Source organism: Dyadobacter chenwenxiniae (assembly GCF_022869785.1).
GTDB classification, from domain to species: domain Bacteria; phylum Bacteroidota; class Bacteroidia; order Cytophagales; family Spirosomataceae; genus Dyadobacter; species Dyadobacter chenwenxiniae.
The window spans coordinates 136,075-162,587 of the sequence record NZ_CP094997.1 but is presented as its reverse complement, the minus strand read 5'-3'; the positions used below and the strand labels follow the sequence as shown (position 1 = coordinate 162,587).

19 protein-coding genes are annotated in these 26,513 nt (G+C 44.9%); 7 read left to right on the top strand and 12 right to left on the bottom strand.

Annotated features, from left to right (window positions below; all coding sequences use genetic code 11):
- Positions 1-85: 85 nt before the first annotated feature.
- Positions 86-1,096 carry a class I SAM-dependent methyltransferase gene (locus MUK70_RS00635; RefSeq protein WP_234656755.1) on the bottom strand — a complete coding sequence of 337 codons (1,011 nt, stop codon included), beginning with the start codon at positions 1,094-1,096 and terminating at the stop codon, positions 86-88.
- A gap of 48 nt (positions 1,097-1,144) precedes the next feature.
- Positions 1,145-2,395 (bottom strand): styrene monooxygenase/indole monooxygenase family protein, encoded by a 1,251-nt coding sequence (locus MUK70_RS00630; protein WP_234656754.1) that lies wholly within the window; start codon positions 2,393-2,395, stop codon positions 1,145-1,147.
- Positions 2,396-2,584: 189 nt separating this feature from the next.
- On the opposite strand from MUK70_RS00630, the gene MUK70_RS00625 reads away from it, so the two are divergent.
- The gene (locus tag MUK70_RS00625; RefSeq protein WP_244784607.1) at positions 2,585-7,975 is read left to right on the top strand and encodes an AAA family ATPase; all 5,391 of its coding nucleotides are present in this window, start codon (positions 2,585-2,587) and stop codon (positions 7,973-7,975) included.
- Positions 7,976-7,995: 20 nt separating this feature from the next.
- Positions 7,996-8,214, top strand: a complete 219-nt coding sequence (locus MUK70_RS00620; RefSeq protein ID WP_244784605.1) for a response regulator — start codon at positions 7,996-7,998, stop codon at positions 8,212-8,214.
- Between the two features lie 2 nt (positions 8,215-8,216).
- On the opposite strand, the gene MUK70_RS00615 is transcribed toward MUK70_RS00620, so the two are convergent.
- Positions 8,217-8,552, bottom strand: coding sequence for an Hpt domain-containing protein (locus tag MUK70_RS00615; protein WP_234656752.1), 336 nt, complete (start codon positions 8,550-8,552; stop codon positions 8,217-8,219).
- Positions 8,549-9,247, bottom strand: a complete 699-nt coding sequence (locus MUK70_RS00610; protein WP_234656751.1) for a response regulator transcription factor — start codon at positions 9,245-9,247, stop codon at positions 8,549-8,551. Before MUK70_RS00610 ends, MUK70_RS00615 begins: the two co-directional genes overlap by 4 nt.
- A 308-nt stretch (positions 9,248-9,555) precedes the next feature.
- On the opposite strand from MUK70_RS00610, the gene MUK70_RS00605 reads away from it, so the two are divergent.
- Entirely contained in the window at positions 9,556-10,353 is a 798-nt protein-coding gene (locus MUK70_RS00605; protein WP_234656750.1) for a hypothetical protein, read from the top strand.
- 136 nt (positions 10,354-10,489) lie between these two features.
- On the opposite strand, the gene MUK70_RS00600 is transcribed toward MUK70_RS00605, so the two are convergent.
- From MUK70_RS00600 to MUK70_RS00585, 4 genes are all read right to left on the bottom strand, one after another.
- Positions 10,490-11,923 carry a TlpA family protein disulfide reductase gene (locus tag MUK70_RS00600; protein ID WP_234656749.1) on the bottom strand — a complete coding sequence of 478 codons (1,434 nt, stop codon included), beginning with the start codon at positions 11,921-11,923 and terminating at the stop codon, positions 10,490-10,492.
- Positions 11,924-11,976: 53 nt separating this feature from the next.
- Complete coding sequence (locus MUK70_RS00595; protein ID WP_234656748.1) at positions 11,977-13,377, bottom strand: TlpA family protein disulfide reductase; 1,401 nt, start codon at positions 13,375-13,377, stop codon at positions 11,977-11,979.
- Positions 13,378-13,630: 253 nt separating this feature from the next.
- Positions 13,631-14,629 (bottom strand): TolB family protein, encoded by a 999-nt coding sequence (locus MUK70_RS00590; protein WP_234656747.1) that lies wholly within the window; start codon positions 14,627-14,629, stop codon positions 13,631-13,633.
- Between the two features lie 277 nt (positions 14,630-14,906).
- A complete protein-coding gene (locus tag MUK70_RS00585) occupies positions 14,907-15,728 on the bottom strand; it encodes an alpha/beta fold hydrolase (RefSeq protein WP_234656746.1) in 822 nt (273 codons plus the stop codon).
- Between the two features lie 317 nt (positions 15,729-16,045).
- On the opposite strand from MUK70_RS00585, the gene MUK70_RS00580 reads away from it, so the two are divergent.
- A complete protein-coding gene (locus MUK70_RS00580; RefSeq protein WP_234607237.1) occupies positions 16,046-16,891 on the top strand; it encodes a chromate resistance protein ChrB domain-containing protein in 846 nt (281 codons plus the stop codon).
- Positions 16,892-17,466: 575 nt separating this feature from the next.
- Here the strand turns inward: MUK70_RS00580 and MUK70_RS00575 are convergent.
- Positions 17,467-18,087 (bottom strand): hypothetical protein, encoded by a 621-nt coding sequence (locus tag MUK70_RS00575; protein WP_234656745.1) that lies wholly within the window; start codon positions 18,085-18,087, stop codon positions 17,467-17,469.
- Between the two features lie 161 nt (positions 18,088-18,248).
- Positions 18,249-18,761 (bottom strand): hypothetical protein, encoded by a 513-nt coding sequence (locus MUK70_RS00570; protein WP_234656744.1) that lies wholly within the window; start codon positions 18,759-18,761, stop codon positions 18,249-18,251.
- A gap of 502 nt (positions 18,762-19,263) precedes the next feature.
- Here MUK70_RS00570 and MUK70_RS00565 point away from each other — a divergent pair.
- Positions 19,264-20,616, top strand: coding sequence for a hypothetical protein (locus tag MUK70_RS00565; RefSeq protein ID WP_234656743.1), 1,353 nt, complete (start codon positions 19,264-19,266; stop codon positions 20,614-20,616).
- Positions 20,617-20,711: 95 nt separating this feature from the next.
- Here the strand turns inward: MUK70_RS00565 and MUK70_RS00560 are convergent, their stop codons facing one another.
- The gene (locus MUK70_RS00560; protein ID WP_234656742.1) at positions 20,712-21,737 is read right to left on the bottom strand and encodes a serine hydrolase domain-containing protein; all 1,026 of its coding nucleotides are present in this window, start codon (positions 21,735-21,737) and stop codon (positions 20,712-20,714) included.
- A 442-nt stretch (positions 21,738-22,179) separates the two neighbouring features.
- On the opposite strand from MUK70_RS00560, the gene MUK70_RS00555 reads away from it, so the two are divergent.
- On the top strand, positions 22,180-22,437 hold the full coding sequence (locus MUK70_RS00555; protein ID WP_234656741.1) for a CBU_0592 family membrane protein: 258 nt from the start codon (positions 22,180-22,182) through the stop codon (positions 22,435-22,437).
- Here the strand turns inward: MUK70_RS00555 and MUK70_RS00550 are convergent.
- Positions 22,426-23,043 carry a TetR family transcriptional regulator gene (locus tag MUK70_RS00550; protein ID WP_234656740.1) on the bottom strand — a complete coding sequence of 206 codons (618 nt, stop codon included), beginning with the start codon at positions 23,041-23,043 and terminating at the stop codon, positions 22,426-22,428. The genes MUK70_RS00555 and MUK70_RS00550 overlap by 12 nt on opposite strands.
- 209 nt (positions 23,044-23,252) lie before the next feature.
- Here MUK70_RS00550 and MUK70_RS00545 point away from each other — a divergent pair, with 209 nt between their 5' ends.
- Positions 23,253-26,492, top strand: coding sequence for a SusC/RagA family TonB-linked outer membrane protein (locus tag MUK70_RS00545; RefSeq protein WP_234656739.1), 3,240 nt, complete (start codon positions 23,253-23,255; stop codon positions 26,490-26,492).
- Positions 26,493-26,513: the final 21 nt, after the last annotated feature.

The window sequence follows — 26,513 nt, the reverse complement described above, 5'->3', positions numbered from 1 at the left end:
TCCGCAGAGGACACGCGCATTGCGTTTTTCATTTTGAGTAGATAATGGTGTGGAAAAATTAAGTTAAAGCCTCAAAAGCAGAAGGCTAGTTCATGCAAAGTGTTGACTGCTGGGCGGGTATGGCACTGCGGATTCTGAGGAATAAATTGATGCCCAACGGCTCCTGTTCGACCAGGATATTTTCAGGGCGCACGCCAGCTGCTATTGAAAGGCGTGTGAGCTCCCCTGCGCTTCTGTGAATCAGCACCCATTCACCGAAAATCTCCATGTATCCTCTGGTCGGGTTGTTTTCAGAAAAATTGCCGATCAAAATCTCACCGCCAGGTTTGAGAAAAGTCAGTAACCTTTTGAGCGCCAGGATAAAAATCCTGTCTTCAAAATAATCAAAAAGCCCTGCTGACCAGATCACATCATATTTTTCAGCACCCGAAAAACGCAGCACATTTTGCCGATGAAAATGTATCTGATTTGCAAACGGCCGGCAAAGTTCACTGGCAAACGCCACCGCATTGGAATCGATATCCACGCAGGTTGAGGTGAGCATAACCGGATCGATGATCTGATACAGCTCAAACAAATCCCTGGCAGGGCCGCTGGCAACGTTTAACAAATTCAGGGGAGAATTGCGGCCCTTTAACTTTTCAAGCAATTTGCTTTTAAAGAATGCTTTCCGGTTGCGTACTGCCTGCGTGGCTGCATGATAGTGAAAATAGCGGTCCCAGTTTTTGTAAGCCGGATGCTCAAAGCTATCATAAGTATAAATCATGTCTATGAGTGCGTAGTCGCCGGCATATCCTAACGGCTTCCGGTAAACGTAACCATGAATCGTGTTTCTTAAAAATTCATCGTTAAAGATGCCTTGAAGCAATGCTATGTCTTCTTGACTGATCTGGCCATTCTGCCTGAGGCGATATAAATGCTGCATCATTTCATCGATAGCCGGATAGTCGTGCTCACCGGGACCTCCATTGGCAACCATTTCACGCAGCATCGAAATGGCAACAGACTGGAATTCAAAGTCATTTTCTGTCTGAACAGAGACATAAGTGTTCTGTTGTGCATCCGCAGGGAATGCAAGGCTGAGCTTGTTCATCATTAAAAGTTTTCAGTTGAGTAAATAATGCCTTACTTACCTGTGGCCGGTTTACATAACAGATTCGGCAGCTCTGGTTTTACTAGCCAGGTATTTTCTAGCCTCCTCTGCATCATCAAGCCAGGGGAAAATGGAGGGTGGATGGTTGAAGCCGTTCACAAAGTCAGATGCAATTTCAGGGTTTTGAGTAGCAGCGCCCAGCACTTCAACCACGTGCGGCTGCGCAGGTGCCAGGAATATGTCTGAGAACCGGTTTACATATTTGGAATAATCCCAAAATTCTTCAAAGGTCTCATTCATCCACGCTACGTCGAAAGGCTCTTTACCTCTTGCAATGATCGCTTTGGCATATACATTGGCCATTTTAGATGCATTATTGCCCCCCTGGCCCACGATGGGATCATTTAAAATGACCGTGTCTCCTACCCCAAGCACCGCCGCAGTCGAGTTGAGCTCAACAACGGGTTTGCGCACAACCGGAGTGAATGCTCCCTTTAAAAACGCATTGTCTGCAATCACCTCCGCATTGGCAAAAGCCGGGTAGCGCCAGGGCAAGTAGGTCCGGATCATTTCTTTTGCTTTTACCAGCAGTTCGGACGCCGTTGTTGCCTCATCAAAAACATCCATCGGCCCGCCAGGAATGCATTCAAAAAGTACAAAAGAGCATTGAATGTCATCTTTTTGATAAAACGGAGCTGTAATGATCTCCCCGCCCCCCATCAGTGCGTCCAGGGTTATGGAAGTAAATTTGGTTTTATCGCTGTGCTCAAAATCATTGATATGCAGCTGTACCAGCTTACGGGCGGGCTTTTCATGCGTGGAGCGCTGCTCATCTTTGGTGAACAGCCTTGCTAGCGGGCCTTTGCCCGACGATACGATCACAAGATCAAACTGGGACGCACAGGCAAGCAGATCCGATGGTGTGGTGTCGCTGACCACAAATTTGCCGCCCAACTTCTCAAAAAGTTTGATCCATTGGTAAAATTTCAGGCGCTGGTCGATGGATGCGCCAGGCTTACTGGTGCGGGATTTAATGCCGAAAGCGAAGTTACCGTCGGGTTTGCCAAAATTGATATTAAAGCCTGTGGAATGATAGGCAGTATCGCTCCAAAAATCCAGCCCCAGCTCGCGCTCGAGTTGCAGTGAATCATGGAAAAGATAAGTAGCACCTGTCGGCGGGCCGTTGAAAATTTCCTCAGCAGAACGCTCTGATATAATCGTGACATCGTATCCGCTTTTTACAAGTCTAATCGCCAGGTGCAACCCCGACTGCCCTGCTCCCATGATTGCTATCTTTCTCATTGATCCGTATTTTATGTTCGTTTTGACAGTGGCAAAGGTAATACGGTGCTGCCTGATCAAATCGAAAGAAGTCCTTAAAAAGTATAAAAAAATATAAAAATCGGGCTGGGTGAATTTGATGGTATTAGCTGATTCCTACCTTTACATTACTTTGACAAACAACATTTTAAGCCAACGCTGGCCGCTGCTATGATAACCATTCCAGATTACCGGATCACTGCTGAACTGCACAAGGAATCCAATAAATCACTGGTCCGCGCCGTGGATCACATTACCGGAAAGAACGTCATTTTAAAGATTATTCCGTTTACTGGTATCGTCGATTCGCATTACAGGGACATTGCTGAGGAATTTACTTTTGGCAGCTCATTCACATTCAGCCGGATATTGAATTACCACCGGATGCTCAGGCCCGAGAACTATCTGGTACTGGAAATGGATGATTTCGACGGCTGCCGACTCGAAGACTATCTCTTAGAAAAAAGGCCGCCTATGCACGCAGCACTCAGCATTGCGCTCGCACTTACACAAACCCTCGAAGAGCTGCATTATCACGGAATCTCCCACCCCGACCTAAGGCCGGCACATTTTCTGATCAATCCACAAACCTTTGATGCCAGACTTACCGATCTGACGTGCGCTGTTACCAATGATCGTCAGGATGAGTCTGCCTGCCAGAGCAAGGGCGCTATAACGTTGCAATACATGTCGCCCGAGCAAAGCGGACTGATGGATATCCCCGTTGACTTCCGATCGGATTATTACCATCTGGGAATCATTTTTTATCAGCTTTTCACTGGCCTGTTGCCATTTGAAAATGTGGATCCTAACGAACTGGTGCATGCGCATATGGCGCGTTCGGCTACACCACCCTCAGCAGTTGATGCGGCAGTTCCGGCTATTATTTCTGATATCATATTAAAGCTCTTATCTAAAAAGCCCTCAGAGCGTTACCAGACCACATTCGGGATCCGGTCTGACCTCGTAGCTTGTCAGGCCTTCATGGAAAACAGCAGCCATCCGGCCCAATTCCTGATTGGCAAGCATGATGTCTCAGGCAGGTTTCATTTGGCCGAAAAACTTTACGGAAGAGAAAAGGAAGTGGCGTTGCTGCGTGCAGCTTTCGAAAAAATCAGCGTGCGCAATGAAATGGTCCTGGTCTCAGGCAATTCGGGCATTGGCAAATCATCGCTCATCCGGGAATTACAAAGAAAAATCGACTCGAAAAATGTGCTCTTCATTACTGGTAAGTTTGACCAATATGTTCAAAATATTCCTTTTGAAGCCATTATAAAAGCATTCAATGAGTTGGTTTGTAAAATATCACACACGCAAACGGACTACTGGAAAACGGTGATCCTGGATGCAGTTGGCCAGTTCGGGCGTATCATTATTGATGTGATTCCGGAATTGGAAAAGATCATTGGAGTCCAGCCGGAAGTTGAGGCTTTGACGCCCGTTGAAGCGCAGAACCGCTTTGTGAACGTGTTTACCCGGTTCATCAATGTCTTCACAAAAAAAGAACATCCGCTGGTCGTTTTCCTGGATGATCTTCATTGGGCTGATCCATCCAGTCTTCGGTTTCTAAACCGGGTTACCTACGCCGTCGAAGGTTCTAATCTGCTGATCGTAGGCACCTATCGGGACAATGAACTGGCGGAAGACCATCCGCTGAAAGCGGCTCTCAAAGCCATGGACGCGGTATCTGGTTTCTCGCAGCTCAGACTATATCCGCTAAGATCAGACGACATTACCGAAATGATATCGGAAACCTTTTCCTGCCCCCCGGGGGGCGCGGCACAACTGGCAGAGATCGTGCTCACACGCACGCTGGGCAATCCCCTCTTTGTTACTGAAACCATCAAAGATCTGGTTGCCAAAGGTTTGGTAAATTACAATAGCCAGGCCCGCAAATGGACATGGCAACAGCAGCACGTACTCAGCTATGCGTTGTCAGGTTCTTCGCAACAGTTACTAACATCCAGGATCAATGCATTGAGCGAACCTGCACGCCAGTCATTGATTACTGCCTCATGCATAGGTTCGGATTTTGATTTGATCATGCTTTCGGCCTTAAACGACAAGACGCCGCAGGAAACCGCGGAGGATCTGCGTGAAGCAGTTACGGAAAATCTGCTGCGGCTAACAGCCGAACGGGGCAGTGAAAGTCATTTTTTATCGGCAAACCGCTATCAATTTGTCCATGATCAGGTGCAGCAAGCTGCCTACAATGTACTTTCGCCCGCGTCCAGAGACGAAATGCACGTTAACATCGGCTATTTCTTGCTGGAAAGGCTTTCTGCATCCGAGCGGCACGACCAGTTGTTTGAAATTGTCAACCACCTGAACCACCATCCGAAGGTGTTTGCCCTGGCCCAGGAGCGTTATAAAATTGCAAGGCTAAATCTGGAAGCAGGTAAAAAAGCCCGGTCTTCGGCTGCTTACTCTGTGGCAATGGCCTATTTTCAGATTGGCAAAGAACTGCTGTTGACCGAGGATTGGGCAAATGAATATCCATTAACATTTACCCTGCATCTGCATCTGGCCGAAAGCGCATACCTGGCAGGTTACGCTGCCAAGTGCAAGGAAGTTACCGAAACAGCGCTTGCTTATGCCAACAGCTCAGACCAGATCGAGCTTTATCATATCCAAATTCAAAGCTTAATATTCCATGAACAGCACTTGGATGCTGTTTTACTTTCCTTAAAGGTGTTAAAGAGGCTCCATGTTACCTTTCCTGCAAAGGTGACAAACTTTCATGTCGCTTCTGCTTACCTGAAATCCAAATGGTTGATGCGCGGGATAAAAATCGAGGAGCTCGAAGATTTGCCTAAAATGACTGCTGTGGACAAGTTGACTGCCATGCGTTTTTTACAGAACATAACAGCTGCCTCCTTTTCTGCAATCCCGGAACTGTATCCCTTGATGGTGCTCAAAATGGTCGAGTTATCGCTTAAATACGGCATTGCACCAGAATCGGCGATCACATTTGCAACCTACGGAGCGATCGTGAATGCAATCGAAACCAACCACCTGGCTTGTTACCGTTATGGCAATGTGGCATTGAAACTGGCCGACAGGATGGAAAATTCAGCGGCAAAAGCACGCACATTATTGCTGTATAATATTGTCAACAGGTCATCAGGGGAGCATATCAATGAATCACTCGAGCCACTGCGCGTTTCCTACCAGACCGGCCTTGAAAGAGGCGATGTAGAATACTGCTCGTATGCATCGAGTTCATATAGCTTTCATTTACTGCTTTCGGGGAAAAACCTGCATTGGGCAAAGCACGAAATGATCAGCTATAACCAGCTGCCAAAATCCCTTTCGAAAGGATCCTTATCGCATTATAATGAACCTCTGATCCAGATCGCTTCCAATCTGCTCGGCGAAAGTGACGATCCTGTCTTGCTGACGGGTGATTATTTCAATGAAGGAGAGGCATCCTCGGGCATTTTTGCTTTGAAGAATAACTCAAGGATGTTTGTCGGTTTTACTTATAAGATGATCCTGGCTTATTTTTCCGGTGAGCTGGAAAAAGGGCTGGTCTTGGCACAAACGGCAACAAGGTTTGCCACGAATGTGCGCGGAACTCATTTTGAAGCCCTTTTTGCCTTCTTTTTCGGCCTGCTTAACATTGCGGTTTACAAAAGCGGGCAGCACGATGGGGCTGGTCTGAAAACAGCTATCAAATATTATAAAAAGCTTAGGAAACTTTCCCGGCATATACCCGTCAATCTGGAACACCGGGTATTTTTATTGGAGGCTGAAATTCTTGCTGCCAAAGGAAAAAGCCAGCAGGCCGATGCCTGCTATGATAAGGCTATTAAAACCGGCAATCAGAACCGCCACCCACATGAAGCAGCACTTGCCAATGAACTTTGCGGCAGATATTGGCACGAAAAAGGCCAGCATAAAATGGCGCTTACTTATCTGAGTGCTGCTTTGGAGGGATACAAAGAATGGGGCTGCATGTTAAAAGTGCGCCTTTTGCTGGCTGCCTTCCCCGCACTTTCACAATATAGTACAGACCTTTCATCTCCATTTGCAGCGAAAAATGTAGCCAGCGAAAGCATTGTCTCCACGCTGGACCTGGCAACACTCATGAAAGCGTCCATAGCGATTTCAAGTGAAGTGATTTTCAGCAGGTTAATGGACAAGTTAATGCAGTTTGCCATTGAAAACGCCGGTGCGCAGTCGGGTTATTTTGTTCTCGACTGGGGAGGCGAATTATACATAGAAGCACGGCGGTCCGTAGTCGATGAAGGTAGCGAAATTCGAAAATTACGTCTTGCAGATTCGGACCAGGTTCCTGTAAGCATTATTAAACACGTTTTTGAGACCAAATCCGACGTCATTTTACATGATGCACTTGCCAGCGATACATTTAGAAGCGATCCTGTAGTTATTGAAAAAAAGATCCGTTCCACGCTGTGTATCCCCGCATTAAATCAGGGTAAACTTGTCGGCGTACTTTACCTTGAAAATAATCTTGCTACTGCTGTCTTTACCAATGAACGTACGCAGCTCTTGAAGTTACTGTCCGGCCAAATTGCTGTGTCTATCGAGAATGCTATTCTATATGAGAAGCTGGAACAAAAAGTCGCTGTCAGAACTGCTGAGATCCAGGTGCAAAAAGAAGAAATAGAGCGTCAAAAGCTGCTGGTTGAAGAAAAATCCAGGTTTAAGGAGCAGTTTTTCGCCAATATGAGCCATGAGATCCGCACGCCGATGACGGCAATCCTGGGCATGTCTGAGCTCATTTTTGAGACACCCCTGAATGACAAACAAATTGAATATGCGAAGGGGATCCGGTATTCATCCGAAAACTTGCTGGCCATTATCAACGATATTCTGGACTATTCAAAAATTGAGGCTGGCAAATTCTCATTTGTAAACAAGCCATTTCAGGTTCGGGACAGAATGAACCGCCTGGGTTACATCATAAAGGTAATTGCAGAAGAAAAAGGACTCCAATTAGACCTAACAGTTGACAGTGATGTGAGCCCTCAGCTGATTGGAGACCCCATTCGCCTGCACCAGATCCTGCTGAATCTAGCCGGAAATGCGGTAAAGTTCACCGATAACGGCGCAGTGCGCATCAAGGTTAGTGTAATTAGCCGCAATCACGAGAGTGAGCAGCTGCTTTTTGAGGTGATCGACACGGGCATTGGAATTGCGCAGGATAAGCTGGCCTATATTTTTGAGACTTTTACCCGCATTGACGATGATCTGAATACGAAGCAGTCCGGGACAGGACTGGGTCTTTTTATTGCTAAAAAGCTGGTGGAAGAACAGGGAGGCAGCATGCAAGTTCATAGCGAAATGGGAAAAGGCACCAATTTCAGCTTCAACCTGACTTTCGAAATTTGCAATCCCGGTGAGCAGATCGATGACGAAGACAATGAAAGAGCCCTTTCCGGTGTAAACATTCTTTTGGTCGAAGACAACCTTTTTAATCAGGTAGTGGCCGAGGAAACTTTGAAAAAGATCATCCAGAACGTGCGCGTTACGATTGCAGATCATGGTGAGATCGCGCTAAAAAACTCGACGATGCCAGCTTTGATATTATCTTAATGGATGTAAAAATGCCCGTAATGGATGGCTATAAAGCGACCCAGGCGATCCGGGCCCGTGAAAAAGATAAAAACACCCCGATTCTGGCATTTACTTCCAATGCCAACCCCGCAGAGGCCCAAAAGTGCCGCAATGCAGGCATGGACGACTACATTACCAAACCCATTGAAGCAAAAAAATTAAAGCTTAAAATTAGAAAACTGCTTGAAGCCGCAAAACAAACAGGACAAACGCTTTGAAGTCAAAGTGCGCGTTTTTCAGTGAACTCAGTTTGCCAGAAATAGTCAAACTTCCTGGTGAAGTCAGCTATGCGGACTGCAATAAATGCTGTCTCCCCGTTGTCGACACTTTCCTCCATTTCTCTCATCTGCTCTGCAAATTCGTTCATTAAGACATAATTGAACTGGGTTTTAAGGCTGTGAAAGGCAGAAGAAAGCTCCTCCCAGTCTTTATTTTCACATAAGCCGGCTAAAAGACTGACTTGGGCAGGAACTTGTGTTTCAAAAATGGATATAAAGTGAGAGACGAGCTTTTCATCACCTGACATCAGCTTAGTCAAAAAGGAGCGGTCTATCATACAGGCAGGCTCTGTTTATATATCAGTTTATAGCCCTCGCCATGCAGATTGAGAATTTCTACGGAAGGATCCGGTTTGAGAAATTTGCGCAATTTACCCACATACACATTCAGGCTGTAACCCCGGTAATGCTCCTCGTCGCCCCAAATCCCTACCATGGCCACTTCGCGGGTCAGCACTTTGTTTTGATGATCGCAGAACAGTTTGAGCAGTTTGGATTCAATGGAGGTGAGCTTGATTTTTTCACCTGCAACGGTAAGCTCCCGAAGTTCGGGATCGAATTTTGAAGAGCCCCATTGGAATTGATCCGTCACATTTGTTTTTTGCTGTACTGTCACTCTTTTCAGAATTGCCTTTATCCGTAGATAAAGTTCTTCCATGCTGAACGGTTTTGTAAGATAATCGTCTGCTCCAAGCATCAACCCTTTGATTTTGTCCTCTTTGAGTGACTTGCCAGTAAGAAAAATAATGGGTGTCATTTCATCGATCTGTTTGATTTCCGCAGCCAGCGTGAAGCCGTCCTTCTTGGGCATTTTAATATCGAGCACACACAAATCGAACGAATGGAGCTTAAATGCCTCGAGCCCTGCCTGCCCGTCATGTTTGAGCATGACATTGCAACCTTTCATTTCCAGATACTCCTTGGTCAATTCACTGTACTGGACCTCATCGTCGATTAATAATAAGCTTGGCATATTCATTGTAGAGTTTAGCTATAAACGGCAAAGTTCAAGGATATCAAAAATAGAATAATATAGCCCTTTCCAACCTGCATTTGTAGTAGTTCTTATTTAAAGGTTGACAGCAAATCCCATTTAAATGCAAATGAGAAGGCTGCCAGAGGTGGGCGCTTATGACATTATCGTACTGACTATCAGTCAAATATATCACATTTCCACGCGGGCATTTTTATACTTTTTTAGAGTTTTTACTATTTCTTTCAATTTGCACAATACCACGACCGGTACCTTTGTCGAAGAAAAAAATTAATCAAAACTCAATTATGAAATCGCAACTTTTTGTCAAAAAATCGATCAAGAATGCAGGTATACTAGCGTGCCTTGCTTTAATGTCTGCATGCAATTCAAGCAGCGACGAACCTGAAACGCCAGCGCCATCGGTGAACTTCACCGAAGTAAAAGGCAGCGGAGACATCACTTCACAATTAGCGTCTTTCAGAAGCTTGCTAGGAGACCAACTAAACACAACCCCGGGACAAACTACCGGTCGCCGCGAGATAAACTGGGATGCAGTCCCCGACAATCAGACAAATACAGACACTTTTCCGGGTGACTTTTTCAATAGTACAGATCCAGCTGTGGCAGCCGGAAGAAAGCGTGGAGCCATTTTCTCTACCCCTGGAAATGGCCTGCGGATCAGCGATAAAAATTTCAGTGATCTGGTGTCTGCTTACAAAGAACAGTTCAATGCGTTCAGCCCTGCACGTACTTTCGCCGCCACGGGCAGTAACAAAATGGACGTGACTTTTAAAGTCCCCGGAACAGCAACTGCGGCTTTTGTAAAAGGCTTTGGCGTGGTGTTGTCCGATGTCGACAAGGCAAATTCTACTACGCTGGAATTCTTTGAGGGTGATAAAAGCCTTGGCAAGTTTGCAGCGCCAACCAGGAAAGATGACAAAGGCTTTTCTTTCCTGGGCGCTGTCTTCCCCGATAGTAAGGTCACAAAAGTTACCATTACGTCCGGTTCAGCGGCAATTAGCAATAAATATGCCGATAATGCTGAGAACGATCTGGTTGTGATGGATGACTTCCTTTACAGCGAACCCTCAGCGGTGCAGTAAAATATCGACTGGCATTTCCCATCAACAGTCGATAAGCCATCGTTAATACAAAGCCGCCGGAAGTCACTCCCGGCGGCTTTGTTATGATGCGGTAAATTAGATTGCACTTATACTTATCTATTAATGCATTCTCACTTTACAAAATCTTGGATATCGCTTCAAACGCATGGGTCGAAGATGGTCGCGGGGCATTAACATCTGCCAGTTTACCTTCCTTGTCGACCAAAATGTACTTAGGAATTGATGCCGATTGATAACTTTCCAGGAAACGCTTGAAGGCGCCCTCATCTGATATATTGATATGCAGACCCTTTAAGTCCTTGTTAGCTTCAAGATAGTTTTTCCATCCCTGCTGTTTATTATCTATTGAAACATAAAGAAAAACGACGTTGTCATTGCCTGCAAAGGACTTCTGTAACTGCTTGGATGCCGGAAACTCGGCTATGCAAGGTCCGCACCAGGTTGCCCAAACATCAACGTAGACTACCTTGCCTTTCAGGTCGGCTAATGAGCGTGTCTTCCCATCGGGTGTGACCCCGCTAATTGGGGGAGCCGGGTTGCCAGGTGCCAATTTTTTCAAGATCGCGTATTTTTTTTCAACCTGGGGTTCATAAAGACTGTAAGCTGGCTCCTTTTTTAGCCTGGCAATTAAGGAATCGGTTACATCGTTTTTCCCGGTAAGTATTACATCCATCAAATTGCGTGTACGCAGCAACATGCTTACATGGGCAGGATAATTATGGCTGACAATCAAATCATCGGCACGCATTGCGTATTGGCCCTCCATCTCCCGGATTTCTTCCGGTGTTTTGCCTTTTTGAAGAAAATCGTAAATGCTGACTTGCGAATAAAAAGCCAGGGCCAGTGCATAATCATACAGGCCTGCATCAAGCATTTCATCGCTTAAGGGGAGCTCTTTGTAAGCGTTTTTTATAGAGGGAGCTATGTCTTTTGGCGGATCAGCGAATTGATTTACTGCCGCAAAATTCATTTTAGCACTTATGATGCTCAGCACATTCCGCTGCTCGAGCAGATTCCTGATATTTTTTGCGATTGGATATTTACTAAAAAAATCGGCATTAAGCGTTTCATAAGCTGCACTCATTTTTTCAATCGCCGAGACGAAGCCTTTTTCATCCAGCCCTGAAATATGCTTGCCGTCGGCTGTTTCCAGTCGCTTTCGAACCCCGTCGGATTCGGCCATATAAGTTGAAGCGCCGGCACCTCGCCCGGCAAATCCAAAAGAGGGGGCAACATCTTTGTCAAGTGTAACATGCAGCGCGTCGCCCTCGCTCAACAGCAAAGTACACATTTGCTGACCGATCATTAAATTCACGAAAAGATGCTTATTGACCGGAACCGCAAAGGAAGCCAACCCCTCAGGACTCAATTTTTTCACCGCGATTGTATCGGCTTCAAATGTAAGCAGGTTCGCCCGAAACAAAAGAACGGGTTGGCCAGTCATATTTTTGGCCTTAACTGTAACCCTGACCTCTGAGGCCATTAAGGAAAGATGACTCCCTAAAATGACAAATGCTACTAATAAAAACTTCACTGATCTTTTAGTCATACGCTTGAAGGTAAGGATACTTAATAGGTTTAGCCGTTTTGATAACGAGCCTATTAATCCACTTGTACATATTTATTTACGAAACTCACCCAGTCAACACCATAAGGCACTGTAACATACTTTCCTGTGGGAGTAATGAGGATTTTGGTAGGATATCCTTGAACCTTGAATGATTTCTCGACGCCTTTATCTGCCAGAGCGACCGGAAAATCGTAGTTATTTTTGCTCATATATGCCAAGACCTTTGCCTCCGTATCCTTACAAGCTACGGTTAAAACAGAAAGGTTCTTAGTTTTGTCAGAAACCGTCGATTTATAGAACTTTTGCAAATCCGGGTGTTCTTGCCGGCAGGGGCCACACCATGTTCCCCAAAAATCAACCAGGATCCATTGTCCGGAAAGCGACTCGCTTGAAAACGGTTTGCTACCTAACACGGCAAGGTTAATGGGCGGAGATTTTACCGCACTGGCATCTACTGCGTCTTTCCAGTATTTAGCAAAATTATCACCCGGCATCACTTCCTTATGCGCTGCTACGAGCTTTTCCTTAAAATCAGGGTCAACAAGCGACATGGATAAAAGCGTTGCCAGCATATGCTTTTTATCCTTATTCTGCGTAAGGAATGCCAAGTATTCATCCTGAAAGCCATCCTTTTCGCGGCCTAACAACATGTGCATGTCATAGAAATACCCGCCTTTGTGGTTCTTGTCAACCAGGTCTGGGCTGTATTCAAATGCGGTTTTAAGCAAAGTTTCTTTCTGCTGACGATCGTTGGTCTGCTGTGATTTTAAAAAATTTACATAGGCATTCATAAATCGATACCATGCACGTTTATCCAGGTCGGCACGGCTGGTTGAATCAGTCACAACCACTTGTCCTGCTCTAAGCTGGGTAGCCAGCTTATCGGTTAGTAGTTGCGACAGCAATTTAAGCTCGGCATGTTGGTCCAGGGTGCCCAGGATCAGTAATCCATACCGTCCCGATCGGTATCGGTAAATATCCTTTCCATCAACTTCAGAGTCTATGAATTCCTTTGTCAGTTTAGATAGCTGTCCAGGATCATGGGCAGCTTCCTGCACTTTGGTCAAATAAAATAGCGGCTTAACCTGGCCCCTGACCAAGGCGGAAGAATCAAGAATCATCTTAGAGAGAATCTCGGTTGCCAGGACTCTTCGTTTAGCCTGCATTTGAAGCCGGGCGCTATCCGCTTTGTAGTAGATAAAACTCTGCGCGAAGCTATTGTGGATCAATTCGGTTGCCAGGTTTTCGTATGCCGGATTGGATGCAAGTTTTTGTGCGTTAGTAAATGCTGCGTCCGCGTCGGGGATTTCGTTTGTAAATTTTTGAAAGTTATTAAAATAGTCACCAGGTGATAAATTGGGCAAGTGGGAAGTCTGCGCAAAGCCGGATAGAAAAACAAAATAAGCTATAATTGAAAATACGATCGTTTTCATAGACTTTTTGTTTGAATGCAGGCCTCTTTGGTTTGTGATAAAGAATAACCGTCTTAAAATTTACTTAGATCCGATTGTACAGCCAGCCTGCGCATGGCAAATGAAAATCCGCGTTTGACTTTCGATAGCAGAACTGGGTCTAACAATAATTCAAATGATGGTATTTCCCAAGACGCGCAACTTCTTGTTTCTGTGGCAATGATTTTTCAGAAATCCAATGATCCCGGGTTACGGGTAAACATACTCCATTCTTTCACCATTTCTTAATTAATCCGGTCATATAAAGATCGAACCCACCTTTTCCGCCTGGCCTGTCCGAAGAGAAAATCAGCAGGTGGTAATTGAAATGTCCTTGCGCAGGAAGGATGGGCCGGTATTCATCATGAGCAGTGTTTATTCTTTGACCGGCATTGACAGGGGCGCCCCATTTGTCACCTTCAAGCTTTGAATAATAAATATCGGAGCCTCCAACGCCTCCAGGGCGATCTGACACAAACACCATCATCCCATCCTGGAAGTACGGACATTTATCATTGTATGGACTTGAAAGTTCTTCAACCTTTCGCAGCTTGTAGGATTCAGGATGCAGCAAACTTTCAGGTGTCACCAGCTCACTTTCCTTTCTTGGTATGCTCAGCTCATAAATATCGAAGTCACCATCCCGGTTGGAACTGAAATAAATCTTGTCGCCGGCAAAAGAGAAACTGGGATAACCGTCATCTTTTTCAGAGTTCAAAATATCAAAGCTGAAAGGTCCTGAAATGCCCTTTTTATCATTCAAAAAGTATTTGATCTGCATATTGCCGTCAGAATCGTCAGCATAAAAGAGCAGGAAATTCCTCTCTACAAAATCACCTTGAATGTCCTGTCCGAAGCGCAATGTCTTTGGCCCAAACACATTGAAATTGCCATTGGCCCTATAGATCATGCCTTCCAGGGCACCATTGTCCACAAAGCTGTCGTATTGAATACCATCGGCGATATATCTTTTCAAACCTAACCGTTTGTCATAGGTAAATTGTGCCGGAAAACTGACTAGATTGAGGACATCCTTTTTATCTCTTTTGGAAGAAAATGTCAGATAAGTGTGTCCGGATTTGTTATATGGCAGATCCGAATTATAATCATCATACGCTGAGTTGAATTCGTCCAAGCGAACTACATCATTCAGAAACTCACCATCCTTGCGTTTGCCTAATTCCAGTGGCCAGCAACTTTGCATCAGCAATGCCAGAGCTATATATCGTTTCATACTCAAAGTTTAACAATTTCTTTAAAAGGTGCGAAAAACCCCTAAATGGTTGTAAACGGGAAAATTGATTTTTTAAACTAACTTCTTGCTGATAGCGGTTTGAAGAGACAAGACACCAACTAAAACCAGACGTTTAGCAATGCTGATTTCATTTGATTGGGTATATGCTGCAATTAGCACCCAGTTAACGACGACAAATATTCGGGTAAAGCTGCGTTGGAAAAGTGCATCTTTACCCGAACATTCATCGTCAGCAGAAGCGCGATGCTCCTGTCGATTATTCCTTGATGAATTCCAATATATCCTTGTTAATGGTTTCGGCTTCTGTTGTCGGCATCCCGTGTGGAAAGCCCGGATAAGTAATCAGCTTACCATTTTGCAACAGCTTAATGGCCTTCAGGGCAGTTATCTGATAAGGCACAATCTGATCGTCTTCACCGTGCAGTACCAGCACAGGGACATCGACGCTTTTGAGATCTTCAGTAAAATCCGTTGCAGAAAAGGCCTTTATGCACTCATAATGCGCCAGTATGCTGCCCATCATGCCCTGCCGCCACCAGTTGTCGCGAATACCTTGCTTTTCCAAAGCCCCTTCCCTGTTGTAACCATAAAATGCGCTCGAAAAATCCTTGAAATATTGCGGCCGTTGCGTGGCGGTAAGCAAACGAATTTCGTCAAAAACATTCATGGGCACACCATCAGGATTACTTTCTGTCTGCACCATGATGGGTGTTACGGCACTTACCAGGACGGCTTTGGCTACCTTGCCTTTCCCATGTTTGTTCACATAACGTATCACTTCTCCACCACCCGTAGAATGCCCGATATGTATGGCATCTTTCAGATCAAGATGCGCTACAAGCTCGGCTACATCATCAGCGTATGTCTCCATCTCATGGCCTTGATAGGTTTGTGTAGAACGTCCGTGTCCACGGCGGTCATGGGCAATGACGCGGAAGCCATTTTGGAGAAAAAACATCATTTGAGTGTCCCAGTCATCGCTGGAAAGCGGCCATCCGTGGTGGAAGACGATGGGCTGTCCGGTCCCCCAATCTTTGTAGAACATTGTGGCCCCGTCTCTTAGCTGCAAGGTGCTCATGCTTATATTTTTTTAAGAGTGAATTACTGGCAACAATAACGTAAGATTCGGGTCATTTTTCAAAGATCGAAGATGAATCTTGTATTAAGCCTACACTAATTCAAGCGGGAAATAACCTCAAATAGTAAGATTAGGATTAACTATCTCTCATCATACGGAAACAAATAGCCATCCGCCTTCATTTTCAGGAAGGCGGATTTAAAGCTGCACATATCCGGGTTATCGGTGCGTGCGGGGTTACTATTTTCGAACTTTTGACCTACTATTGTAACAAAAACTAACAGGCGAATCTTTAAGCCTTGTGTATAGCGTATAAAATGAATTGGATTACAAGAGAGCGTCCCAAGATTGACCGGATTGCCTGCCCCTGGCTGATCAAAAGATTCATTGATCCGGATGCACATATCTTTTTTGTTCCATTTGATCAGGTGAAAGCGAAAGCAGTGGAACTCGAGGCCACCCCCTTTGACGTTCCCGACACTGAATTTACCCATTACGAAGACCGTTGCACGTTTGACTTCTTTCTGGAACGATATGACATCCAGGACGCAGCATTAAAAGATATGGCTATCATCATCCGAGGGGCCGATACGGATGACCATTCACTGGCTGCTCAGTCGTCCGGGCTGTGGGCGATCTCCGCCGGTCTTGCCTATAACATTACCGACGATCAGGAGCTGCTTGAAAAAGGGATGGTCATCTACGATGCGCTTTACAGCTGGGCAACGCATCTTCAAAAGCAAAAACACACGCAGAGCCCGGCAGAAAAGTTGCTATTGTCTGTCTTTAATTCCTATTTGGACAAACAGAAAAAGGAGAGCCAGAGAACGCCCAAATGGGCCAAAGAGCTCAAAGACATCATACAAGACCAGATTGACACCAACCTCAGTTTAAGCCTGAAAGAAATTTCAGAAGGACTGCAAATCCATCCCTCGTATGTATCCAGGGAGTTTTCCAAGTATTTCAGCAACTTGTCCTTCGGAGAGTATATCCGAAAACTTCGAATCGAGAAAGCCACAGACCTGCTTGCAAACCCTGAGCATACCCTTTCAGAGATTGCCTACCTGACAGGGTTTTCAGACCAAAGTCACTTTAACAGAATATTTAAAGCCCATACAGGGCAAAACCCATCCGATTTCAGGAAAAATTTACCTAAAAAGTAACCGCTGTACGAATCGATCATAAATATAAATCTTCCTGGATCCCTCCGATGAAGATCGGAAGTATCGCATTGCCAAATCGAAATGTAATTGACGTTGTCATCATATTTCTTTGTCCACCCGATGGGAGGCACTTTTTGACGTGGGGAGATGGAGATTACATAGCTCTATTGAAGCTGAATCAAGAGACAAAGGCTTCAAAATTCATTGTTATTTTACTGCCTTATTCATAGCCTTTTATTTGAGCCAATCCCTTCACAGAAATCCAATAGAGTCCAATACATAGTGGACCTAAAATAAGTAAGCTGCTGGTAACAAACTTAACAATAAGGCTGGCCGATAGAGCAACTATCCAGATACTAAATATGTATTTTGCCCAAGGAAGCTTATTCATGATCGCGCTGTTGAATTATTAGTGACTTCGTGAAAATAGTTAAAAATGAATATTTCTCAAATAGAAAGTTGCTGTTTTTCAAGGAGTCTCTAACAACCAAAGGTACAAGGTCAGTCTTTGACGTTTCCTAAGATGTGCGTCCCCCATTATTGCGGAATATTGCTCGCACGATGGTGCGGACGGCCTACTTTATTGAAATATCGGTGATCTTTATTCTAAAAAGCCCATCCGTAAATCGGGCTGCGGCCGACATTCTATTTCGTAATGGCAGATCTGATTCAGTATCCTGGCTAAACGAAATAACAAAACGACCTTCTACTATCCCCAATTTTTTGTCGAATTTTGTTACCCTGATCCATCCAGGTTTTAACCCTTTGTAGACGTAGTGGTTAAGCAGCCCACCTGCATTTCCTATGTATGACAGGCTGGCAAACTCATTTTTCCGTGTGCTGTGCTGGTTTAATTTCGCGATATTAAAACGGCCCTTTTTCAAAGGAACGTTGTAGACTACCAGACTCTGGGTCCTGGTGCACTCAGGATCCAGGCACCCATTGCTGGTATTTGGATTTGGGCCGCCACCCATACCAGGATAATCTATATCTGTAAGGACGATCAGATTGAATTTCCGAACATTTTCAATATTTTTTCCAGCTTCCTTAATTCTTAGCGCCTTGCCACTTCCAAACCAAACGGAATCATTCAAAACGGCAGTCACATTAAATGTGCTATTACCGGGCAAAGATGGCTGCCTGGTGCAACTGACAAACGCTACAAAAATGATTGCATACATCCAATAAGATTTCATGGTATTTACATTTATAGTGAAAGGCAGCCTATTGTAACATTCGATATGTAGTCTTTCCTTAAATCAATTGACCAGACTTATTGGCTTTTATATCCGCAATTTGCAATGGAATATCGCTGACAGCAATAAACTATAAACGAACCCTACCGCGCTCTGTATGATCAATACATACTTTCCCGGAAAGAAGCTAATGTCTTACGGTCAAGCAGTTTACTGTTGACAGCCTCTACCAAAAAAGGATAAAACAGTCCTTGTCGGTCAGCATGCGCATGCCAGGCGATATACCAGGCTTTTACTGAGCTACCATCCTTTCCCGGCTGCGCAGGCCACTTGTATCGTTTTAGCAATCTTAAAAACAACGCCTGGTTTGATTGATCGTTAACCGCCATCAGTCGCCAATACTTTCCGGTTTCTGAATCCGGCCTGCGGACATGCTGATTGCGTTTTCCAGGCGTTCCATTCATTACTTTGATCCTGTACTTCTGGTCGAGGACAAACATTTTATCGATCAGCTTATTATACCCCATTGGAGTCAGGTTGCTGATGTCCATTGCTGAATCGATCTCCGGAATATCGTTCAACCTGGCAAAGTCATAAACAGGTTGTTTCAGCGACTGACAACTCCCTGCCTGCGCGCAACCAAAAATCAACATCCATAACCAGTAAACTTTCATAATTGTTTAATCAAGATTGTTTGATTGAATAAATCCTAAAATCGATCAGCTTTCGAACGGCCTTGTAGTTATTTGCTAATATATTCAATTCTCATTTCCCAAATCGCGGAGCGATGTAAGATCGGTAGCCACAATGCGTTGCCGATAATGTAAAATCCCGTAGGGATGGAACGGTGAGCATGTTGTTCCATCTCTCCGAGATTTACTACAAAGCGCCATCGTATTCTGTGACGATGAAGCTATTGTATCCCTAAAATTCTCTTCCTTCAAAATAATATGATCCGCCGGGGCGACAACCACATTCGGATTTTTAGCGGCTTTTCAAATACAAAACAAGATAATAAAGTATAATCTAAAATGATTCAAAGAAAGAATAGTATAATAACACTATGCGGTAATACATTATTATTTTATCTTGCTAAGACACATCAACCCATTAATAAACCATGAAACACTTCTCAATTGTTTTTAACTGTGAACTTACAGAAAAAATTGCTCTCCAATGAAGCAGACTTTCTACATCATAATGTCTATGGCCTTTCTTTTCTGGCAGTGTCGCAAAGAAGATGATCCGATAGCAACGCCCGTCGAGATTAAGGAGATTGATGTTCTCGATTTTTCAATACCAGAAATCGACAAGAAAAACATAACTGTAGGAGAGAACCTCATTGTGGTGCATTTGCCAGAGCATTATTCCAAAGGAAATTTCATCAAACCCGACGTTATCTTCGGCTCGGGTTATTCTTCACAATCTGCCCTTCTAAATGGGATCAGTTTCGAAGGGCAGGAAATCAGGCTTGAACTGGAAAGTACCACACGTGAAAGAAGAAATTTTGATGTGATTGTCATACCCTATAAAGCTATCCAGCTTAATAAGCCTGTCCAAAATTACCATCTTAAAATTGGTCCCGACGTTACAATTTCGACGTCGTTTGACCTTAAAGGAACAAAGGCGACGGTCGATGTAAGTGGAAAAATCGTACGTGATCCTTTGATCCGTTTAACTGATAAAACGACAGGACGGACTGCAAAAGAATTGTACGCCGACGAAAGTTATGCCAATTCCGGGAATGAACCGACTTACACATTGCCTCCCTCTGTATTACCCGGGGAATATATTGCGGAGATCGTGTGGGGAGCTAAAACAGAACTGTTGTCTGCTCAGATAAAAGTCAGCCCCGGTGCGATCCAGTTCAAAAGGGGATCCTGGCAAATGCAGGGAGATGACCGGTATTTTGAGATAGTAGCCTACAATTTATCTCCCACAGCCAAATATGAAGCCATTATCCAAAATGATTTTATAGCTCCTCAGCGCGTTTCGCTGAAATACGAGGGACCGGGAACATTATCCGGAAATCTGCCAACGGCCATCGGCTTGGGAAATTACAAGATCACCTATCTGTTGAACGGAAAAGAGCAGAAGCCATTTGAAGAAAGATTCTGGCTTGACAGATATTTAGGCGATGACCATTTTTACGTCCGAAAGCATGGCACTCAGCCGATCCTGAGAATTGTGACACAACCATCCCTCCGCAGTTTTTTCGCTACACCCCTGATAGAAAAGCTACCTTATTACCCTTCTACCAATGAAATTAACCGGAATGAGCCCATACTTGCATACACTCAAGCCTGGGGTCCTTTCCCCGCTCATAACGAACTGATTCTGGTGAACCAGCACACCGGAGCGGAATATGCACTTCCCTATTCCGGTGACATCTATGGCATGTTTGATTACTTTATTACACTGCTTGCTTACCCGATCCCCGACACCGTCCCCGATGGAAGATACACCATTCACGTCATCCGCGGAACAGAGCGTACCGAAAGATATAGCCAGATTATAACATTGAAATAGGCTTGATTTTGAGGGCCAGGCATAATAGCATTTACCGGTTCTGCTGATAAGAAATTAGTCTTTAAACACAACTAAATCGCGTTTAACCATATTTATTACTTGCTGGTCTTTTCCAGAGCTTGAAATATTTTACCGAGGATAAAATATGCCCTTGTATGAGGGTACCAATTGCCGTATGCACCAGAGGTCATGGCGATGACCATATTTTCTTCGGGAACCACTACCAAATGATTTCCGCCATTTCCGGATGCCCAGAGATAGTCTACTTCTCTTGTACCAAATTTTCTTTTGGATCTGTACCAAAGCATTCCATATCCGTCGGCCAAAGGATTATAGTCCCCTATGGCATTAGAATGTTCGTCCAATAAACGATTCATATAATTATAATCGGCTAATTGCTTATCTCCCCATTTTCCTTTATTAGCAACCAATAAACCCAACTTTGCAAAATCCAGCGTGGAAATATAAAGATTGCCGGCAGCACCAGTCTGATTTGCTGCATTGGTATACCAGTAAAATTCTTTGATTCCCAGAGGGTCAAAAACCCTTTGCCTGGCATAATCCCTAAGGCTCATACCGGATTTTGCTTCGATGATAGCTCCAATCAAAACAGCATTGATGTCTGCATAGACCCATTTTTCCCCAGGCTTGCCAGATAATGGAATGCTTAACAAATAGCTCACCCATTCGTCCTTGGCTACCCATTTCCCTTCACTACCTGGCGTTTTAGGGTTATCGGAATCGGCATCTAAACCTGAGACCATATTCAGCAGATGTATTAGCTTGACCTTTTTATAATCTTCGTGCATAGAGGGGTATTTCTCCTTAGAAAAGAAAGAATAAACATTCTGATCTAAATTTTGCACCAATCCGTCTTTAATAGCTACACCCAGGAGCAAAGCCGTAATACTCTTTCCAGCAGACCGGATATCATGTATATGATTCCGCCAGAATGTATTATAATAATTCTCCAGTACAATTTTATTGTCTTTAATAACAATCAATCCACGATAATCTCTTTGCTTGAATTTGGAAAGCGTATCATTAAGAGCACTAATCGAATCTTTGTTGAATCCGGCATCCTCCGGGCTTATAGCAGGAAGATTGGGGATGGCTTTCATTTGTGCATATGTGGCGAACGACAAGCACAAAAACAAGAGTATTAGGAATTTTCGCTTCATACTTCTAATTGATATTGCTTATTGTTTACAGTTTATCATTTTTGCAGCTAACGGCAATCCGTCTTAAAATCATTAGCTACCGTAGAGCGCCATACGAGCCCCAAACCTAAGTACTTCGCTATTATCTCACCAGCTACCTCCTTGACCATTTTAACGGCTTGTGATTCGCTGGCTTTGACCATTAAAATACCAGACATTTACCCGACTTCACCCGGCAGTATCTACCAAAGCTACATCGTCCACCGCATTTATTGCTTCTTTTGTGCTTGCAAAAACCGAAACAATTGGATCCATTGGCGGTGCTGCATTTCATGGAACATTATGGTCCTGGCCAATAAATTTCTAAAGATTTCCCGATCTTAGGGAGTACGACAACCTTATTATGAACCAAGCAACCTGGATTGAAACAATTGGCTGGGCAGGCGCCATCTTTTATGTGCTGGCTTATCTGCTGCTCACAGCTGGGATTCTAAAATCCAGCGGCTACAATTTTCATTTTCTGAATATGCTGGGTGCGGCTGGCCTGATCGTTGATTCCTACTACCATGCCGACAACCCCAACCTTGCGGTTAATTCCATTTGGCTCGTCATCGGGCTATTTGCCGTTATCAAACGATTTTCAAAGCGGTCAAACAGATAGGGTCCTCACTTCCGAAAGACATAGCAGCTCGATCGCCTGCTCCTTGTATTTGCGGAGCTTTTCTTCATACTCGTTTTTATCGCTGACCAGACTCAGGTAGAAATAGGCGCCGTCGACCAGAATAAAAATGTTATCTGCCACAGCTTCCACATTGTCTGCTAGCAAAACACCTTCCTCCCTGCATTGCCTGATATGGTTGCCCAGCGCTTCCCGAAGGGAATCCAACAACTTTTTATACATATTCCTGGCCTTCGATTCCCGGAAAGTGAGGGAATAACAACTGTAAAAAAGCCCGTCATCAAAAAGGGTGTTCCACTTTTTTGAAAAAATGTTATCCATGATTTCAAGCAATGCTGCCCTTGAATCCAGCGGTTTTTTGGTGCTTACCTTGTAGATCAGCTGATATTTATCCAGGATATATTCGATCAGCCCGTATACCAGGTCTTCCCGTGTCTGGAAGTAATGGATGATCAGGCTGGGATTGATGTCCATCTTCTTGGCGATCTTGGCGATCGAGGTATTCTCGATGCCCTCCTTTTTGGCGAGCTTATAAAACTCCTTGATGATTTCCTTCTGCCTGGCTTCTTTGAGGCTTTTTCTTCCCATCGGGTACGCGGTCGTAAAAAAAATATAGGAGCAATATAAGAGATTTTGGGACAAAATCATAAATTCGTTTTTCGTATAAATTGAATGAACGTTCAATTAATTTATGTTTACAGCCTGGTAACCTTTTGTTAATATTCCGGTAATATAAGAAGGTGACATTTGTACCCAGAATAACTCCGAATATTCCTTTTAACTCTAAATAATAAATAATGATGGGAGGTTTACAGAAGTATCAGTACATAAGAAGGTTGCTTTATTCCATTTTCTGCCTTACAATGCTCGCGGGGTACGTGAACGCCGCCAAGGCACAAAGCGTCAGCGTGGCGGGCGAGGTTAGGGATGGCAACGAATTGCTCCCCGGTGTAAACGTGTTGGTGAAAGGCACACAAAGCGGGACCACAACCGACCAGAAAGGAAGGTATTCTCTGTCCTCCGTGCCCGAACATGCGATTCTGGTGTTTTCTTTTATTGGGTACAAAACCCTGGAAGAGCCTATTCGTGGTCGCAGGGAGATCTCAGTAGCCTTGCAGCAGGATGCGGCCAACCTGGAAGAAATGGTGGTAATTGGCTATGGTACCGAAAAGAAAGTTAACATTACCGGTGCGGTGGACCAGATTTCGGGCAAACAATTCGAAGCACGGCCGATTGCCAATGTAATGCAGGGTCTGCAGGGAATCAGCCCGGGACTGAACATTACGTACAGCGGCGGCGCGCCGGGAACGACACCCAAATTCAACATTCGTGGGTTTACTTCCATCAACGGCGGGGAGCCTTTGTTTGTGATCGATGGTATTGCGGCCTCGAGCAGCAGTGACCTACTCCGGCTTAACCCTTCCGACATTGCCAGTTTTTCAGTGCTAAGGGATGCTGCCTCTTCGGCCATTTACGGTGCCAGGGCCGCTTTTGGAGTTGTACTAATTACGACCAAGCAAGGCGGAAAAGGAAAGCAATCGATCAGTTACAACAATTTCTTTTCATGGGGACGCTCCACTGTACTTCCCGAGCCCGTAACCGACCCTTATATCTATTCACGTGTCCTTGAAACCTCGACTGATAATACGCCCTGGGATTATGTCAATTATTCGGATGCACATTATCAATGGGCCAAGCAACGCTCGGAGGACCCGTCAGTGGAAGATACCCGCCTGGATCCCAATGATCCTACGCGCTGGGCTTATATGGGTAATAACAATTGGTACGACTACTTTTTTAATAAACAAAGTCTATCTCAAAACCATAGTGTTTCCCTGACAGGCAGCGCCAAAACAGGGAATGATAAGGTAGTGGGCTATTATGTTTCCGCAGATTACAATAAGGAAAACGGGCTTAACAAAATTGCCGACGATTACTGGAACAGGTATTCGTCCCGCGTGAGGCTTGACTTTTCTCCGCTTAAATGGCTGAAATTCGACAATAACCTCTCAATCTATAAAACCGAAAGGGCGATACCGAGTACAAACATTACTGACCTGTATTACCTGCAGCCTACAGACGTCGCTAAAAACCCCGACGGATCCTGGGCTAATACGAAAGCAGGCCGACTGGCAGCGAAACTGACTGACGGAGGAAAAAACAGGCAGGATATGTTCGGTTTCCAGAATATTTTCAGAGGAATAGTAACTGCGCTCAATGGTGACCTGACGGTAACTGGTTCGGCCAGCTTCAAAAGGGAATCATGGAAGGAACATGTCGACAGCCGGCAATTCCGGATCGGCTTTGGGCCGAATGATATACGGACAGAAGGCGGCAGCGGATCGGTGACGGAAACCAATGGAACGCTGGTCAATAATGTGCTCGATCTTTTTGCAAATTATACCAAGACATTTGGCATAAGTAGGATCAGCATATTAGGCGGATACAACCAGGAAATGTACGATTATGCAACGGTAAAGGCACAGAGAAACACTTTAATTTCATCATCTTTACCCTACCTCGGCCTTACAAGCGGAGATGCATTTGCAAGTGCAACGGATACATCTTACGCAACCAGGAGCTTTTTTGGCCGGATCAATTATACGTTGAAAGACCGCTATATTCTGGAAGTAAACGGACGTTATGACGGCTCGTCGCGCTTCCCGGCCAGTAACCGCTGGGGATTTTTCCCTTCCGTATCCGCAGCCTGGATCGCCAGCTCCGAATCCTTTATCAAGGACGCCCTGCCATTTATCCCAACGCTTAAACTGCGTGCTTCTTACGGAGACTTAGGTAATCAAAATGTTGGTTATTACAGTTTCCGGCAAACACTGCCGACAGGCTTATCGAGTTACCTGATCAATGGGGGACAACAAACCGTGATTGGCAGGGCTCCTTCTCTTTTTATAGACCCTAGAAATTATACCTGGGAAAGGGTATCAACGGTCAACTTCGGAGCTGATTTGGGTGTGCTGAAAGACAGATTAACTTTCGCCTTCGACTATTACATCCGCGATACCAAAGATATGCTCACGGCCGGGCAGGAATTGCCGGGCGTGCTGGGAACACGCGTTCCTGCGCAGAATGCAGCCGACCTGCGTACCAAAGGCTGGGAATTTACGCTGGGCTTTAACGATTCTTACAATGTAGGCGCCAAGCCCCTGTCTTTCAATGCAAAAGTCATTATTTCCGATTCAAAATCCCGCATTACCCGCTTTAAGAATGAGCAGCAATTGTTCTCTTCCTACCGCGTAGGACAGGAAATTGGCGAGATATGGGGATTGACGAATGATGGACTTTTCAAGAATGAGGATGAAATAAGCAAACTGGATGAAACCGACATTATTCCCTGGGGCGCACTTTCAATCGTTCCCGGCTGGCCGAAATACAAAGACCTTGACGGGGACGGAAGGATTACCCAGGGATTGTCACAAAAAGACCCGAAAGATATGTCTGTGATCGGAAATACAACAGCACGCTACCGCATTGGTTTCAACCTGAGTGCTGATTGGAATGGGTTTGACGTCGCAGCATTTCTTCAGGGTGTAGGAAAAGCAGATTACTACCCGCATCATTACCTTTTCTGGGGACCATATCAGCAACCTTACGCCAACATTTATCCGTGGAACCTGGATTATTACCGCGGTGCAGCCGAATCGGAACAGGATAGGGCCAAACATTCGGCATCCTATATCAAAGCCGGGCTGGCCGATGCGAACCTCGATTCTTCCTATCCTGTGCTGCAATCCTGGCTGGCTGATGCGAACTTCGGCTCCGGGCTGGATATTCCACAAACCAAGTATTTGCTCAGCGCCGCCTACCTCCGCATTAAGAATGTAACGGTCGGCTATTCGCTGCCTGCCTCATTGCTGGAAAAACACGGTATCAGCCGCTTCCGGATCTTTGTTTCGGGCGAGAATATGTTTGAGTTTTCCAAAATCAAAAAGTACGTTGATCCTGAATCCATTAACGACGAAAATGGCTGGGCTTATCCATTCCAGAGAAAATTTGCCGTCGGTCTAAATGTAGAATTCTGATCCCTCACTTCCCAAATAACT

Excerpts from the sequence above, each read along its gene's own strand:
- MUK70_RS00615 (WP_234656752.1), bottom strand. The coding sequence starts at position 8,552 with ATGATAGACCGCTCCTTTTTGACTAAGCTGATGTCAGGTGATGAAAAG.
- MUK70_RS00560 (WP_234656742.1), bottom strand. The coding sequence starts at position 21,737 with ATGAAAGCCATCCCCAATCTTCCTGCTATAAGCCCGGAGGATGCCGGA.
- MUK70_RS00565 (WP_234656743.1), top strand. The coding sequence starts at position 19,264 with ATGAAGCAGACTTTCTACATCATAATGTCTATGGCCTTTCTTTTCTGG.
- MUK70_RS00545 (WP_234656739.1), top strand. The coding sequence starts at position 23,253 with ATGATGGGAGGTTTACAGAAGTATCAGTACATAAGAAGGTTGCTTTAT.
- MUK70_RS00610 (WP_234656751.1), bottom strand. The coding sequence starts at position 9,247 with ATGCCAAGCTTATTATTAATCGACGATGAGGTCCAGTACAGTGAATTG.
- MUK70_RS00555 (WP_234656741.1), top strand. The coding sequence starts at position 22,180 with ATGAACCAAGCAACCTGGATTGAAACAATTGGCTGGGCAGGCGCCATC.
- MUK70_RS00630 (WP_234656754.1), bottom strand. The coding sequence starts at position 2,395 with ATGAGAAAGATAGCAATCATGGGAGCAGGGCAGTCGGGGTTGCACCTG.
- MUK70_RS00570 (WP_234656744.1), bottom strand. The coding sequence starts at position 18,761 with ATGAAAGTTTACTGGTTATGGATGTTGATTTTTGGTTGCGCGCAGGCA.
- MUK70_RS00585 (WP_234656746.1), bottom strand. The coding sequence starts at position 15,728 with ATGAGCACCTTGCAGCTAAGAGACGGGGCCACAATGTTCTACAAAGAT.
- MUK70_RS00635 (WP_234656755.1), bottom strand. The coding sequence starts at position 1,096 with ATGATGAACAAGCTCAGCCTTGCATTCCCTGCGGATGCACAACAGAAC.
- MUK70_RS00580 (WP_234607237.1), top strand. The coding sequence starts at position 16,046 with ATGAATTGGATTACAAGAGAGCGTCCCAAGATTGACCGGATTGCCTGC.
- MUK70_RS00590 (WP_234656747.1), bottom strand. The coding sequence starts at position 14,629 with ATGAAACGATATATAGCTCTGGCATTGCTGATGCAAAGTTGCTGGCCA.
- MUK70_RS00625 (WP_244784607.1), top strand. The coding sequence starts at position 2,585 with ATGATAACCATTCCAGATTACCGGATCACTGCTGAACTGCACAAGGAA.
- MUK70_RS00595 (WP_234656748.1), bottom strand. The coding sequence starts at position 13,377 with ATGAAAACGATCGTATTTTCAATTATAGCTTATTTTGTTTTTCTATCC.
- MUK70_RS00600 (WP_234656749.1), bottom strand. The coding sequence starts at position 11,923 with ATGACTAAAAGATCAGTGAAGTTTTTATTAGTAGCATTTGTCATTTTA.
- MUK70_RS00605 (WP_234656750.1), top strand. The coding sequence starts at position 9,556 with ATGAAATCGCAACTTTTTGTCAAAAAATCGATCAAGAATGCAGGTATA.
- MUK70_RS00550 (WP_234656740.1), bottom strand. The coding sequence starts at position 23,043 with ATGGGAAGAAAAAGCCTCAAAGAAGCCAGGCAGAAGGAAATCATCAAG.
- MUK70_RS00575 (WP_234656745.1), bottom strand. The coding sequence starts at position 18,087 with ATGAAATCTTATTGGATGTATGCAATCATTTTTGTAGCGTTTGTCAGT.
- MUK70_RS00620 (WP_244784605.1), top strand. The coding sequence starts at position 7,996 with ATGGATGGCTATAAAGCGACCCAGGCGATCCGGGCCCGTGAAAAAGAT.